The organism is Pontibacter toksunensis, from assembly GCF_042686245.1.
Taxonomy (GTDB): Bacteria; Bacteroidota; Bacteroidia; order Cytophagales; family Hymenobacteraceae; genus Pontibacter; species Pontibacter toksunensis.
Genome location: NZ_JBHUOX010000013.1, coordinates 97150 through 110596, shown reverse-complemented (window position 1 = coordinate 110596; position 13447 = coordinate 97150). Strand labels below are relative to the sequence as shown.

Below are 13447 nucleotides of genomic sequence, written 5' to 3'. Positions count from 1 at the left end.
CCAAAGTATGGCTAATTTTCCAAAGGTGCATACCAATGTTACCGCTCCAGTTTTGCATCCGGGTCTGTGGTAAGCCTTTGCGGAGCCTCTGAAACAGCCCAGCCGGTGGCATACATCCAGCGCGTCATCTTGGTTAGCTTCTCCAGGTCAATGCGTTCTGCTTCGTCCCGTGGCGTGTGGTAGTCCGGGTGCAGGAGCGTAGTGAAGAAGATAGCAGGAATTCCGGCGCGGGCGTATGGTAAGTGGTCGCTGCGGAAGTACCAGCCCTCCGGATGGCTTGCCTCATCCCAGGAAGTATCTATGATAAACTTTGTATGCTGCTCATTTGCCTGCATGGCCATATCCACTAAGGCGGTAGAGTTGCGGTGTGGCGCTATAGACCCCAGCAGAGCGGCAGAGTCAGGTGCGTTGCGCCCAATCATGTCTGCGTTCAGCACTGCCACAATCGATTCCTTGTCCACGGTAGGATGCTCCACATACCAGCGGGAGCCTAGTAATCCCCGCTCTTCAGCACCATGCCATACAAACAGGGCAGAGCGCTTGCCGGGTTGTTGTGCCCAAGCCCTTCCAATGGCAAGTAGCGCTACTGTAACAGAGGCATTGTCGTCGGCACCGTTGTAAATAGAGTCCCCGTCTACCGCTGCACCTATACCGTCATGGTCGTGGTGGCCGCTAAACAGCACATGCTCCTTTCGTAATTCAGGGTCCGAGCCGGGTGCCTTGGCAACCACGTTCATAGACGGGTAAGTGTAGTTATCAATGTTGATGCTAGCTGCCAGTTTTGCGCCAGGATGCTTAAGTGTGGAAGCTAAAGAAGAATGAGCCAGCATGACAGGCGCACTGTTGCTTTGCCGATTGGCATCGCCTTCCAGTTGGTAAGTGCCTTCCTCAAAAACGTGGGCTATAAAACCAAAATCCGCTTCGGCAGTGGAATCTGTTACAAGCAGAATGGCGGCAGCCTTCTGGTTCCGGAGGGCATTAATTTGCTGGCGAAGGGCAGTGGCTACATAGCGATAGTTCCAGAGGCTCATTCCCGCTGCGGGCATGCGGGTTGGTGGTTGAAGTGTCATCGCCACAACTTTGCCTTGCAAGTTTTGCCGGGCAGTATCTGCCAGAGCGTTCAGCCACACCACAGGAGCTTCTATGCGTGCCTCTGTTGGCGACGTCACCCATACGTTCTGCCATAGGTTAGCTGGCTTGCCGCTGATAAAAACAGAACTGTTATCTGCTACACGTGATCGGCTGACGGGGAAAAATTGGAAATAGGTGCCGTCTTCTCCTGCAGGCTCCAGGCCGGCTTTGCGCGCCTGCTCTGCTACCCAGGCAGCTGCTCTGAGTTCATCTACTGTTCCTGCCCTTTTTCCGCGCATGTCATCGCTGGAAAGGGTAAAAAGGTCTTCACGTAGCTCGGCTTCTTTTATATATGAAAAAGCGGGTTCTGTGCTGGCAGCAGGAGAGGTACTGGAGGGGCTTTTAGTGCAAGCCATGGCTAAAACCGCAGCTAAAGCCAGGCTCAGGTTTGAAGTCTTCATAAAGGGGATATTATAAGAAATGCGAACATCATCTATCCTGCTCTAACTTTAGTGAAGCAGGGGAAGCTGTCAGTCTAATCATCTTCCCGGTGAACGGTGCTGATGTCGAAAGCAGGAATGCAAATAGACCAGTATTCTGTTTCCTCTTCATAAGGGTTAGAATATCGAATACGGGCGCCCGCCTTTATGAGGATAGATTCTCCGGCCTTTACTTCTACCTCCTCACCGTCTACCTCTATCAGTTTGCGACCCCGCGTTACGATTGTAATCTCATCAAACTCCGGCTTCTGGTGCGGCTCGCCCCAATGTGGCGGAGACACCATGTGCGCTACGCTGAAGCCGCCGGTCTGGGTGGAGGCATGGCCAAAATGCTCTTCTATTAGTTTCCCGTCGTGGGTAGGTACCCGGAACGGCTTCGTTTGTTTAAAGTATTTTTTCTCGCTCATTTCTTTTGTTTTAATGTATATATAGCGGAAGCGGCTTTTAGTCGCTGTCACCACTGCAGGCTCCTTTAGTGTAGGAGGTAATGCCAGTATTGTCGGCTACACAGGCATTGCTGTAAGTTTTGTTGTCGCAGCCGCACACGGGGTCATACTGCATGGTGCAAATGCCGTCAGGGTTTATCTTTTCAGGATCGATACAGACATTTTGAGCGGTTTCTGTGCCCGCGCAGGAGAAGAAGCTGCTCACCAGCAAGGTAAAAGCAGCAGCAGGTATACCTTTCATTTGTGTGTTTTGAATTACTTAAGCCCTTATACGCTGTCGTGCACTTGTTGTGCCTATATTAACTAAATATGGGTGAAACCGTATGTATTTTCGATGCGCAAAACTATGGAAAGAAAAGTGGAATACGGCTATATGCTGCTGTTATCTGCATCTGAACGTGTATAGCATTAAAAGCACAGAATGATACTCAATTAAAACCACGACGATGAACAACAAGAACAAAGACAACGAAAAAATACTTTTGGCTTCCCTGGCAGGATTAGGTGCAGGTGTACTGGCAGGTTTGCTGCTGGCGCCGGAGGATGGCCGTGCAGCCCGCCAGAACGTGATGCAGAGCCTAACAGAGGCAGGAGAGGAGGTAAACCAGACGTTGAAGCGCTGGACAAAGAAACTGCAGTCGATGTCAGGTAGAGAGCAAAGCAGCGGTGACGACGAGTTGATATTACAAGGATCCTGGGAGGATGTGAAAGGGCAGATGAGAAACAACTACGATGAACTGACAGAGGATAACCCGGACGTAAATATAAAATAAGTGCTCTGCCTCCGGCATTATTGCTTTTTAAAGCTGTTTAGCTTCTTCAGGACAGCAATAACTGAATTCTTTTGTATAGATATAACTTAATGCTATAATTGAACGTTATTAAAGCAACATTGTAAAAACAGAATAAATAAAAATTAATCACACCAATCAAAGACTATGAAAGATAATAGCGGAAAGATATTATTAGCTATGTTGGCTGGCGCCAGTGCAGGTGTAATTGCAGGTTTACTGATGGCACCGGATACCGGTGAAGTAACCCGTACCAGCGTAAAGAAATGGGCTGGTAAAGTAAGCAAAGACCTGGAGAAGAACCTGCAGGCTGGTTTAGAGGAAATCAAGAACATGAGCGGCGATACGTTCGGCAAGTCCAGCGGTTCCAATCAAAGTGGTTCCAATGCAGGACAAAGCAACAAATCCGGCGCAGGTAACTCGTCAACTGGTTCAACAGGCGGCAGTTCAGCAGGTTCTACTGGCGGCAACGCCTAAGCACCTGTTGCCATGAAACAAATGATGATGTGCAGACCAGGGAATTCCCTGTTACAAAAGCCTGTGTGAGCGTTGCTCTTCGGCAAAAATAGCGTTACCATCAGAAGCGCCTGTTCCCTTATCTGGAGCAGGCGCTTCTTGTTTTTATAGGTGCTTTGTTAACCTATTATTTCCTATCTCGTTACTAAAAGAATGTAAAGGTTTTTTGACCTTTAATAAAATGTTATACCCCAAATTTTAAAAGAACACGAACTATGAGAACAGACATGGAATGCAGATCACTAGGAGAAAGCAGATCAAACTATACTACTGATTCATCTTCATCACTTCACCAGATGAAACAAAAAGATACTTCTTCCAAGAAGAAGAAAAAGAAAGCTGCTGCTGCCGGAGCTGGTGGTTTTACCGCAGGCTTACTGGCGGGTGCTGGTGTAGGTGTTCTTGCCGGATTGCTTCTTGCCCCTGAAAAGGGTACAGCGACCCGTAGAAAGGTAACGGAATCCGCAAAAAAATATACTGACCAGTTAACAGAGCTGAAAGACCAGGCCAGCGACTGGGCTAAAAAGCAGATGAATAAGAGCGGCAGCACAGATGCCCATGTGAATGAGGCGCCTGATCTTCCTCCTACTGCAAGTACCGGAAGAATGGCAACCAGCACGACTACTACCGGCACTACAAAGAACAGCCCTTACACAGACACAAACAAGCACAGCGACAGTGAGGTGAAGGACATGATCAACGATCCAAGAAACCCTGGAAGCACAGGCAACACACGTCCTGGCACCTCCGGGCCGGGAGCTACTGGCACAGGAACTACAGGTGGCCCAACAACGCCAACTACTCCGCCACGAGTTTAAACGATTGATATTTTATAAAAAAGCGCCTGTTACATTGTAACAGGCGCTTTTTTTATTCTGAACAAGCCAAGGAGCTTCCTATTTCTCCTCTTCTTTCTTATCCTGCTTTTCCGGCTTCATCTGCGGGAAGAACAGGACGTCCTGAATTGAATGTGAGTTTGTCATGATCATGCTCAGGCGGTCGATGCCGATACCCAAGCCTGCTGTTGGCGGCATACCGTATTCCAGGGCACGCAGGAAGTCCTCGTCCAGTACCATGGCTTCTGTGTCGCCGCGCTTGCCTAATTCCAACTGCTCCTCAAAGCGGGCACGCTGGTCAATCGGGTCGTTCAGCTCAGAGAAGGCATTACAGATTTCCTTGCCATTACAGATGGCTTCAAAACGCTCTACCAGCCCCGGCTTACTGCGGTGCTTCTTCGCCAGCGGGCTCATCTCAACCGGGTAGTCTGTGATGAAAGTTGGCTGGATCAGGTATGGCTCACAGGTTTCTCCGAAAATCTCATCAATGATTTTGCCTTTTCCCAGTGTTGGATCTATTTTGATGCCCAAGCCTTCTGCTGTCTGGCGCAGTTCTGGCTCATCCATTTCAGAGATATTTATCTTGGTGAAGTGCTCGATGGCCTCAAACATAGTAAAGCGCTTCCAGGGGCGCTGAAAGTTGATGATGTTCTCACCCACTTTTACTTCAGTTGTACCGTGCAGGTCAAGTGCCACTTTCTCTACCATCGCCTCCACCAGGTCCATCATCCAGTTATAGTCTTTGTAGGCTACATAAAGCTCTACCTGCGTAAACTCCGGGTTATGGAATCGGCTCATACCTTCGTTGCGGAAGTCTTTTGCAAACTCAAACACACCGTCGAAACCACCTACAATCAGGCGCTTCAGGTATAGTTCGTTGGCAATGCGCAGGTACAGCGTCATGTCCAGTGTGTTGTGGTGCGTTTTGAACGGACGGGCTGCTGCGCCACCATACAATGGCTGTAGGATAGGGGTTTCCACCTCTAGGTAGCCTTTTTCGGTGAGGAAGCTGCGCATGGAGTTTACCAGTTGCGTACGCTTTTTGAAAGTTTCGCGCACCTGTGGGTTCACCACCAGGTCCACGTAGCGCTGGCGGTAACGCAGCTCCGGATCACTGAACGCATCGTACACGTGCTCCACGCCGTTCTCGTCTACCTCACGCTTCACAATCGGAAGCGGTTTCAGGGATTTTGTCAGCACCTTCAGTTCGGTTACGTGTACTGAAATCTCGCCTACCTGCGTCACGAAAGCATAGCCTTTGATACCGATGAAGTCACCGATGTCGAGCATTTTCTTGAACACGGTATTGTACATGTCCTTGTTCTCGCCGGGCGCAATGTCGTCGCGTGACACGTAAATCTGGATGCGGCCGGTGCTGTCCATAAGTTCCGCAAAAGAGGCTTTCCCCATAATGCGGCGGCTCATTAAACGGCCCGCCAGGTTCACTTCCTGGTAGTTATTCTGTTCCTTATCGAAATTGTCCTTTATTTCTTTGGCAGTGGCAGTAACTTCAAAGGTTTCAGAGGGATAAGGGTTTATACCCATTTTCTCCAGCTCTTCGCGCTCATGGCGCCTGCGTAGTTCCTGTTCGCTCAGTTGCATGCGTTTTTAATAATGGTGGTCGTTTTGAATAATCTGCAAAATTCGTAAATAAATGGCAGCTTTTAAAGGTTAATCTTTTAATTGTTAAATGGCTTGATTGCTAAACCGTGAGTTTGGGAAGGTGTAGCGATGCAAAATTTGCGTTTCTCGCTAGCACACTTTGGCTTGGGGTACCTTCTCTTCAATATAACTATACCTTATCCTATCGGAAAGAACTGCATTTAATCCTTGTCATCCTGAAAGGATCTTGTGGGCAAGCTGCAAAAGCTTAACCTCCCTTCTACCAAGATCCTGGCAGGATGACAGAATAGAGAAGCTGGATCCTTTATTTACAAAATTTACAAACTCCCCGTTGAAGGTGGAAAGATTTGGTAGAGAGTGCTCTCACCCGACTAACCATTCCTTCGAAATTCACTCATTCAAAATAAAAAAAGCTCCCGCAGGTATATACCCACGGGAGCTCGCAGTATAGGTATGGCTAAAGCAGATTATGCTGCCTGGCCCAGTCGGAAATCGTCTTCTGTGAAGAGCGGCCTGATGCGCTCCTGCAGTCTGGCAGCTACAAAAGAGCCTTGCAGGTGTTTTGGCAATTCCTGTACAAATGCCTCGTACTGCTGCATGCCCATTGCCTGTGCTACATAGCTTTCGTGTATGCCGTTCAGGTAGCTCACAATCTCCAGCAGCGACTCATGGAACAGCTTAAAGTCAATCTCTGCCTGCACAAAGCGCTCAATCTCACGGTGCGAGGAAGAAATGCGCAGGCGTGCCATCAGGTCGAAAATAGTGGTATAGCCCACGCGCCAGGTAAGCTGCTGCCAGTGCTGTGGCGCAAACTTCTGCAGTATATCGCCAGTGCGGCTGCTTCGGATGGCAGTGGCAGGGTTTGCCTGCACCTGCTGCCTTACCGCTTTCGCTTTCTGGCGGCGCGTGGTGCGCAGGAACTGGCCAATCTGTGCCTGTGCCTCCAGTTCCTTGCCTGCTATCTGTAAGCCCGGCTTGTAATGCGCCAGCGGCAACCGGTTAACGTTAAAGTCTTCGTAATGGCCGGAAGCATAAAATCCTATTGCCCTTGGATACGCATGTTTCACAACCAATCGTCCTGCCTCGCGGAGTACCAGCGCCTCATTGTTAGTGTTTACACCACGCGTGCGCAGGAAGGCCTGCAGTCCAGCAAATACGGTATAGTAAGCCTGCGGAAAAGTCCAGTGCAGGGCATTGCGCATATAATCCTCGTCGCCCAGTTCTGCAGTGGCACGCAAGGCATATTCTGTGCTCCATGAATTCAGTAGCAGGCGTTTAACGGCCTCTAAATCCTCCTCACCCAATGCCGAGGCAGCCTCTTTGAAAAAAGTAAGATGCGCTAAGCCATTATCGTTGAAGTGCTGAATATGGTAATTTATCGCAAAAAAGTAGTTCAGAAATACCTGGGCCGGGATGGATTTCTGCCACTCTTTTTCCGTCATTTTCTGCTCCTCCGGATACAGCGAAACAACATTTTCTTCTTCTCTCTCTTTCATACACTAACAACATTTATAGGCCATTAACAGTTGCAATAATTGCTAATATTTGTAGCACAAGTTAAAAATAATGGGCCTAATAATCAAGCTTTTATGAAGTGATGGGAAAATAATTTATGCGTTTATGACGCCTTAAAGTACATAAACGGAATAGTATACACTAAATGCTAATTTATTTAGCAAATCAGCATTCTGCGAGCATAGTAGCTGCTGAACGTTAAGTGCTATGAAGGAGTAAAAGGAGATGGAAACGCACAGAAACTATGGACCTATCATACATCATCAATCAGTTGGGGGAGGAGCGGGAGCAGTACTTCGAGTCAGTGGCACCACCCATTATACAGAGCAGCAACTTTGCGAGTAAAACCGTAGCTGACATGCGGTATAAGATGAAGCATGAGGTGGATGAATACATGTACACCCGGGGCAACAATCCTACTGTTTCCATATTCGAAAAGAAAATGGCAGCGCTGGAAGGGGCAGAGCACGCGGTTGCCTTCGGTAGTGGCATGGGCGCGGTTGCAGCGGCTGTACTCTCCCAGGTTAAGGCTGGTGACCACATAGTATGTGTGAAGCGCCCTTACACCTGGACTAAAAACCTGCTGCGCAGATTTCTGCCGCGCTTTGGTGTAGAGGTCACGATGGTGGATGGAAAAAACATTGGAAGAATTGAAGAAGCCATCCGGCCAAACACCAGGTTAATCTACCTGGAGAGCCCTACCTCTTTTACATTTGAGCTGCAGGACCTAACAGCCGTGGCAGCTGTTGCAAAGGAAAACAACTGCAGCACCATCATCGACAACAGCTTTGCCAGTCCGCTGCACCAGAACCCGATTTCCTTTGGAATAGATCTGGTGGTTCATTCCTGCACTAAGTATATCGGCGGGCATTCCGATGTGATGGGAGGTGTAGTTTGTGGCTCAAGAGAACAGATAAATCAGATTTTCAAAGGAGAGTTTATGACGCTTGGGGCGGTGATGTCGCCGCACGATGCCTGGCTTTTTATCAGGGGGCTTCGGACGTTGCCTGTACGGATGGATCGTGTGGCGGCCACTACGCGCAGGGTAGTGGACTATTTGCTCCAGCACCCGAAGGTAGAGCAGGTGCTGTTTCCTTTCCTGCCCACGCACCCGCAGTATGAACTGGCGCAGCGGCAAATGCGGAATAACTCCGGTCAGTTTACCCTGCTGCTCAAAGCGGCGCGTATGGAGCAGGTAGACAGGTTCTGCGACAGCTTAAAGCACTTCCTGATGGCAGCCTCCTGGGGAGGGCATGAGTCACTCATTTTCCCGATATCGGCCACGTACGCTTCCGAAGAAATGAAGTCTGACCTGCCCTTTAACATGGTGCGGTTTTACGTGGGGCTGGAGGACCCTGATTACCTTATCCGGGATTTAGAACAAGCCCTAGACACAATGTAGCAACCGCTGCTTCACAAAACTTCCAAGAAGGACGGTTTCACTTTGATAAGTCTTCAGTCTAAGCTCTTACCTGTACCTCAAAATTAAGTATAACTCCAGAAGGCCGCAGCTGGTAAAAGGTAAAAATTGAAAAGAGATGAATATAGTTGACAGACCAGATATCGCGAACAACGCACACGCTGCTACCTTGATTGGAGCAGGATTAACCAGTTACTTTCTAAACGAGAGCAGACCTAAAACAGCTTTAATTCCAACGGCAGTAGGAGGGGCTTTGCTTGCTCTTAGCTCCGGCGTGAAAGCAGGCAACAAAACAGTGGCGCACGCAGCCGTAGGCCTTACCTCTGTACTCACACTGATGACTGGAAATATGTTTGCCAAAGCGGTAGCACCATCCAAAGAAGATAAGAAAACATTTACCCCGGATGTTCTGAACCGCAGGGCCACCGTCTTCGGGCTAATGACAGCGACCGGTATTGCTGCGGTAAGTGTGTATGTTGCCGGCTTTATTCAAAAGAGAAAACAGCAGCAGGTATAAGTTAATCAGAAGCCAACGGCTAGGTCATCCCCGCGCGGATCTGCACCTCCCTCTAGTTTGCCATCAGGCAAGACTAAAATAGCGTCTATACGGCCGTATGGTGCCCTCTGCTGCAGTTTATAGCCCTTATTGATAAGTTGGGTCCTTACCTCAGGAGAAATGGCCTCAGCCTCGTGCTGTATCTCATCCGGCAGCCACTGGTGATGGAAGCGTGGGGCCGCTACTGCCTGCTGCATGGTCATGTTGTGCTCCACTACATTCAGGATAGCTTGAAAAACGGAGGTGATGATGGTGGAGCCTCCCGGGGTGCCTACTACCATGTATAGCTTTCCGTCTTTCTCCAAGATGGTGGGCGTCATGGCACTGAGCATGCGCTTACCCGGTGCAATGGCGTTTGCTTTGCCACCTATCAGCCCAAACATATTTGGAACGCCAGGCTTCGCGCTGAAATCATCCATTTCGTTGTTCAGCAGAAAGCCTGCACCTTCTACCATTACTTTTGAGCCGTATCCACCATTGAGGGTAGTCGTGATGGAGGCCGCATTGCCAAACTGATCTACAATGCTGAAGTGGGTGGTTTGCTCGGACTCATACACCGGAATTTCTCCTGCTTTTATAGCAGCAGAAGGAGTGGCCTTGGCTAAACTTACATTTGCCATTCGTTCTTTCAGGTAGTCAGCGTCAAGAAGTTCCTGAATAGGTACCTGAACAAAATCAGGGTCGCCAAGGAAGGTGGCGCGGTCCGCGTATACCCTTCGCTCCGCCTCCGTCATCAGCTGAACGCTTTCTGTGCTTTGCCAGCCATACTTGCTCAGATTGTACGGTTCAATCATCTGCAGCAGTTGGAGCAAGGCTATGCCACCGCTGGATGGCGGTCCCATGGAAATAACTTTGTAGTTTTTGTAGTCGCCTATGATTGGCTTTCGCCATTGGGCGGCATAGCTCTCCAGATCCTGGTGTGAGATGATGCCGTTGCCGCGCTGCATTTCCTGCACAATCAGGTCAGCGGTCTTGCCGGAGTAGAAACCTTCGCGGCCTTTGTCGCGGATGCGGATTAAGGTGCGGGCAAGGTCCGGGTGGCGCAGGGTATCGCCTGCCTTCCATACTTCTTCCTGGACCAGGTAAGGCACATGCTTGTTAAGCTTCATAAAGCTATCCTTCGACCTGTTCAGGCCGCTTGCTTCCTTCTCTGTCAGTACCACACCCTTCGTAGCCAAATCAATAGCGGGTTGTACTAACTCTGCCCAGGGTAATGAGCCTAACCTTTCATGCAGCTTCACCATGCCGTCTACTGTACCCGGAACCCCGGCGGCTAAATGCCCGTCTGTGCTCAGCCCTTCTACTACATTGCCCGCTGTATCTTGGTATATCGTTTCTGTTGCAGCGCCCGGAGCTTTTTCACGGTAATCCAGGGAGCCTGTTTCTCCATTGTTTTGCCGGTATACCAGAAAGCCGCCTCCGCCAATGTTGCCTGCCACCGGAAATGCCACCGCCAGTGCAAACTGCGTGGCAATGGCCGCATCATACGCATTACCTCCTTTCTTCAGAACCTCCACCCCGATGCGGGAGGCCTCGGGGTGTGCCGAAACCACCATGGCTTTGTCTGTCACCAGACCTCTTTCCTGAGCAGTGTTTTCTGTCTTTGAGCCTGTCGCGCAACTGCTCAGGAAGGAGGGAAGCAGCGTGATGAGCAGTAGCCAAGGCATGAGCCCTGCCTTCGTAAGTATTTTCTGTAGGTGAGGTGTAGCGTAGACAGTTCGATTTGGCATGTTCAGTATTTGTTTCCTGGTGTGGTAATATAAAAGAACGCCGGCTATGATTCATAGCCGGCGTTCTCAAATGTCTTTAAGAGACCTATTTCCTATCTTTTCCTGTGATGGCCGCAGCTGGTTTTAAATCATTCTGGATAATTGCTACAGCCTCTTCCACGTATACATCCTGCTTCAGGCTTTTGATAAATTCTCTGCTGCGGGCCACTTTGGCAGTATCGCTTCCTAAAGCCTGTAGGTCCTGCTGCAGACGTGTAACATCCAGCACCGGAATAGTTTTCTTGGCTGCTTCAAAGCGCTTGGATGCAGCCTCTGCCTTGGCTTCTTCTGCCTGGTACTGCTCTAACTGAAGAGAACGTTCCGTTGCGTCAGACTGCTTTTTCAGGCGGGTTGCACTTTCTTCAATCAGGTTAAAGTTCTTGTCAGTGGCTACCCTGTTTTTGCTGTTGGTCTGCACCCTTGCCAGGTTCAGATTACCTTGTGCCCATGGCTTATACTTGGCAGGAGCAATCTCATCGAACGGAAGCGGGTATTCCTGCTCTTTCTCACCAAACTCAAGGTAACGGTAAGCATCCGGAAGAACAACATCCGGCGTTACGCCGCGCAACTGGGTAGTACCACCGTTAATGCGGTAGAACTTCTGCGTTGTCAGTTTCAGGGCTCCAAAAGGCTTGTAGTTATTAAACTGTGCTGGCAGCGCCTCGTCCAGTTCAAAGAACTGCTGTACGGTGCCTTTACCATATGTAGGGCTACCTACAATCACGGCACGTTTGTAATCCTGCATAGCGGCTGCTAAAATCTCAGAAGCCGATGCACTGTTAGAGTTAACCAGTATTACAAGCGGCCCATCATACTGCACCTGCGGGTCGCGGTCGTTCAATACCACGGCTTTGCCTGCAGCTGTTTTTACCTGTACAATTGGCCCCTGGTCAACAAACAGACCAGCCATTTCAATGGCATCTGAAAGCGAACCGCCACCGTTGTTACGCAGGTCAAGGATCAAGCCTTCCATACCTGCTGCCTTTAGTTTCTCTACTTCCTGCTTTACATCGGCACCGCTAAAGCGGCCGTCTTTGTTCTGGAAGTCGGCGTAGAAACCTGGAAGCTTAATATAGCCAATCTTCTCTTTGTCATTGATAATGGCAGACTGTGCATATCCTTCTTCTAAAACAATGATATCACGCACAATCGGAATTACCTGAGTGGAGCCATCCGGCTTCTTCACCGTCAGGCGTACCTCTGTTCCTTTCTTACCGCGGATAAGTTGAATCGCATCGTCAAGACGCATGCCTTCTACCAAAACCGGGTCGTTGTTGCCCTGCGCTACTTTCTGAATAACGTCACCTGGCTTCAGATCGCCCTGCAGGTACGACGGGCTGCCTGGTACAATTTCCATTACCCTGATCTGGTTGTCTCTTTCCTGCAATGAGGCACCAATGCCTTCTAAGCGGCCAGTAAACTCAATATCGAAGTTATCTTTGTCCTTAGGAGGGAAGTAGCTTGTATGTGGGTCATACACGTTGGTGATGGCATTGATGTAAGTGGTACGGCGGTCATCTTTGTTGATTCTGGCCATACGCTCATACAGGTCGTCATAGGATTTTTTCACCTTTTCACGAGCCTCTTTCTCCATCTGCTCAAACGTCTTGGTCTCTACTTTCTCCCCTTTTTCCAGTGCCTTCTCCTGCTCTTTCTTTATTTCTGACAGGCGAACCAGCGTTTGGTATTTCAGCTGCTTGCGCCATGCCTCCTTTAAAGCGGCTTTGTCTTTGGCATAAGAAAGCTTCTCCCCGTCCGTCTCGATTGTCTCATTTTTCGTGAAATCAAAAGGCTGGGACAGAATCTCCTTATAATACTCCTTCGACTCCTTCGTGCGCTGATCTACAAGTTCGGAAGACACATCAAAAAACGCCAGCGAGCCCTCGCGGAGCTGGTCATCTATGCTGGTTCTGAACTTGCGCAGGTTCTGCACATCAGAGGCAAGTAAGAATTTCTTATTATAGTCGAGGCGCTGTAAGTAAAGGTCAAATACCTTTTGAGAAAAAGCGTCGTCAATTTTTTCCGGTCGGTAATGTCCAGTATTCAAGCCCTGCATCAAGGCTTTAATCAGGATCTGATTCTTCCCTTCAGGCGTGTCGTCGCTCCTGTAGAGGATGAAAGAAGCTGTTAGCAGGATTACTGCAAATACAGACAAGAATATTTTGAAACGAGTTGTCAATGATAGCATCTAGTTTAATTGAATGGACTTGTTAATGTAGTACGCAAAAGTGATGCCGAAGATCATATACGGCCCTAGAGCGAAGCTTTAATTCGTAATGTAGTAAAATATTTTTATAACATAAACAGGCACATACTTTACGTTTCCGGAACCTGCCGCCTATCAGAGTATATACGGCTCCTGCGCCTCCTTATTATAACTCTTACTGGTTTGTTTTCGTTTCGG

General features: G+C 49.1%; 12 protein-coding genes. 5 read left to right on the top strand and 7 right to left on the bottom strand.

What is annotated here, in order from left to right; genetic code table 11:
* Positions 1-38: 38 nt before the first annotated feature.
* The 3 genes from ACFS7Z_RS16955 to ACFS7Z_RS16945 form a co-directional block, all read right to left on the bottom strand.
* A complete protein-coding gene (locus tag ACFS7Z_RS16955) occupies positions 39-1532 on the bottom strand; it encodes a M28 family peptidase (RefSeq protein ID WP_377487077.1) in 1494 nt (497 codons plus the stop codon).
* A gap of 74 nt (positions 1533-1606) precedes the next feature.
* Positions 1607-1978 carry a cupin domain-containing protein gene (locus tag ACFS7Z_RS16950; RefSeq protein WP_377487074.1) on the bottom strand — a complete coding sequence of 124 codons (372 nt, stop codon included), beginning with the start codon at positions 1976-1978 and terminating at the stop codon, positions 1607-1609.
* 37 nt (positions 1979-2015) lie between these two features.
* Entirely contained in the window at positions 2016-2258 is a 243-nt protein-coding gene (locus ACFS7Z_RS16945; protein WP_377487071.1) for a Kazal-type serine protease inhibitor domain-containing protein, read from the bottom strand.
* Positions 2259-2463: 205 nt separating this feature from the next.
* Here ACFS7Z_RS16945 and ACFS7Z_RS16940 point away from each other — a divergent pair, with 205 nt between their 5' ends.
* From ACFS7Z_RS16940 to ACFS7Z_RS16930, 3 genes are all read left to right on the top strand, one after another.
* Positions 2464-2790, top strand: coding sequence for a YtxH domain-containing protein (locus ACFS7Z_RS16940; protein WP_377487068.1), 327 nt, complete (start codon positions 2464-2466; stop codon positions 2788-2790).
* A gap of 165 nt (positions 2791-2955) precedes the next feature.
* On the top strand, positions 2956-3285 hold the full coding sequence (locus ACFS7Z_RS16935) for a YtxH domain-containing protein (RefSeq protein ID WP_377487065.1): 330 nt from the start codon (positions 2956-2958) through the stop codon (positions 3283-3285).
* Between the two features lie 335 nt (positions 3286-3620).
* A complete protein-coding gene (locus ACFS7Z_RS16930; protein WP_377487062.1) occupies positions 3621-4142 on the top strand; it encodes a YtxH domain-containing protein in 522 nt (173 codons plus the stop codon).
* 78 nt (positions 4143-4220) lie between these two features.
* On the opposite strand, the gene lysS is transcribed toward ACFS7Z_RS16930, so the two are convergent.
* Together lysS and ACFS7Z_RS16920 are read right to left on the bottom strand one after the other, a co-directional pair.
* Positions 4221-5762 carry a lysine--tRNA ligase gene (gene lysS, locus ACFS7Z_RS16925; RefSeq protein ID WP_377487060.1) on the bottom strand — a complete coding sequence of 514 codons (1542 nt, stop codon included), beginning with the start codon at positions 5760-5762 and terminating at the stop codon, positions 4221-4223.
* 488 nt (positions 5763-6250) lie between these two features.
* A complete protein-coding gene (locus tag ACFS7Z_RS16920) occupies positions 6251-7279 on the bottom strand; it encodes a hypothetical protein (protein WP_377487057.1) in 1029 nt (342 codons plus the stop codon).
* Positions 7280-7542: 263 nt separating this feature from the next.
* Between ACFS7Z_RS16920 and ACFS7Z_RS16915 the strand changes: the two genes are divergently transcribed.
* Together ACFS7Z_RS16915 and ACFS7Z_RS16910 are read left to right on the top strand one after the other, a co-directional pair.
* Positions 7543-8700 (top strand): trans-sulfuration enzyme family protein, encoded by a 1158-nt coding sequence (locus ACFS7Z_RS16915; protein WP_377487055.1) that lies wholly within the window; start codon positions 7543-7545, stop codon positions 8698-8700.
* A gap of 136 nt (positions 8701-8836) precedes the next feature.
* Positions 8837-9235 carry a hypothetical protein gene (locus ACFS7Z_RS16910; RefSeq protein WP_377487053.1) on the top strand — a complete coding sequence of 133 codons (399 nt, stop codon included), beginning with the start codon at positions 8837-8839 and terminating at the stop codon, positions 9233-9235.
* A 5-nt stretch (positions 9236-9240) separates the two neighbouring features.
* Here ACFS7Z_RS16910 and ggt read toward each other — a convergent pair whose 3' ends face one another.
* Positions 9241-10830 (bottom strand): gamma-glutamyltransferase, encoded by a 1590-nt coding sequence (ggt, locus tag ACFS7Z_RS16905; RefSeq protein ID WP_377487229.1) that lies wholly within the window; start codon positions 10828-10830, stop codon positions 9241-9243.
* A 259-nt stretch (positions 10831-11089) separates the two neighbouring features.
* On the bottom strand, positions 11090-13231 hold the full coding sequence (locus tag ACFS7Z_RS16900; RefSeq protein ID WP_377487051.1) for a carboxy terminal-processing peptidase: 2142 nt from the start codon (positions 13229-13231) through the stop codon (positions 11090-11092).
* Between the last annotated feature and the right edge of the window lie 216 nt (positions 13232-13447).

Coding starts and splice junctions, on each gene's coding strand:
- ACFS7Z_RS16950 (WP_377487074.1), bottom strand. CDS start 1,978: ATGAGCGAGAAAAAATACTTTAAACAAACGAAGCCGTTCCGGGTACCT.
- lysS (WP_377487060.1), bottom strand. CDS start 5,762: ATGCAACTGAGCGAACAGGAACTACGCAGGCGCCATGAGCGCGAAGAG.
- ACFS7Z_RS16945 (WP_377487071.1), bottom strand. CDS start 2,258: ATGAAAGGTATACCTGCTGCTGCTTTTACCTTGCTGGTGAGCAGCTTC.
- ggt (WP_377487229.1), bottom strand. CDS start 10,830: ATGGTGGTTTCGGCACACCCCGAGGCCTCCCGCATCGGGGTGGAGGTT.
- ACFS7Z_RS16915 (WP_377487055.1), top strand. CDS start 7,543: ATGGACCTATCATACATCATCAATCAGTTGGGGGAGGAGCGGGAGCAG.
- ACFS7Z_RS16935 (WP_377487065.1), top strand. CDS start 2,956: ATGAAAGATAATAGCGGAAAGATATTATTAGCTATGTTGGCTGGCGCC.
- ACFS7Z_RS16910 (WP_377487053.1), top strand. CDS start 8,837: ATGAATATAGTTGACAGACCAGATATCGCGAACAACGCACACGCTGCT.
- ACFS7Z_RS16900 (WP_377487051.1), bottom strand. CDS start 13,231: ATGCTATCATTGACAACTCGTTTCAAAATATTCTTGTCTGTATTTGCA.
- ACFS7Z_RS16930 (WP_377487062.1), top strand. CDS start 3,621: ATGAAACAAAAAGATACTTCTTCCAAGAAGAAGAAAAAGAAAGCTGCT.
- ACFS7Z_RS16955 (WP_377487077.1), bottom strand. CDS start 1,532: ATGAAGACTTCAAACCTGAGCCTGGCTTTAGCTGCGGTTTTAGCCATG.
- ACFS7Z_RS16940 (WP_377487068.1), top strand. CDS start 2,464: ATGAACAACAAGAACAAAGACAACGAAAAAATACTTTTGGCTTCCCTG.
- ACFS7Z_RS16920 (WP_377487057.1), bottom strand. CDS start 7,279: ATGAAAGAGAGAGAAGAAGAAAATGTTGTTTCGCTGTATCCGGAGGAG.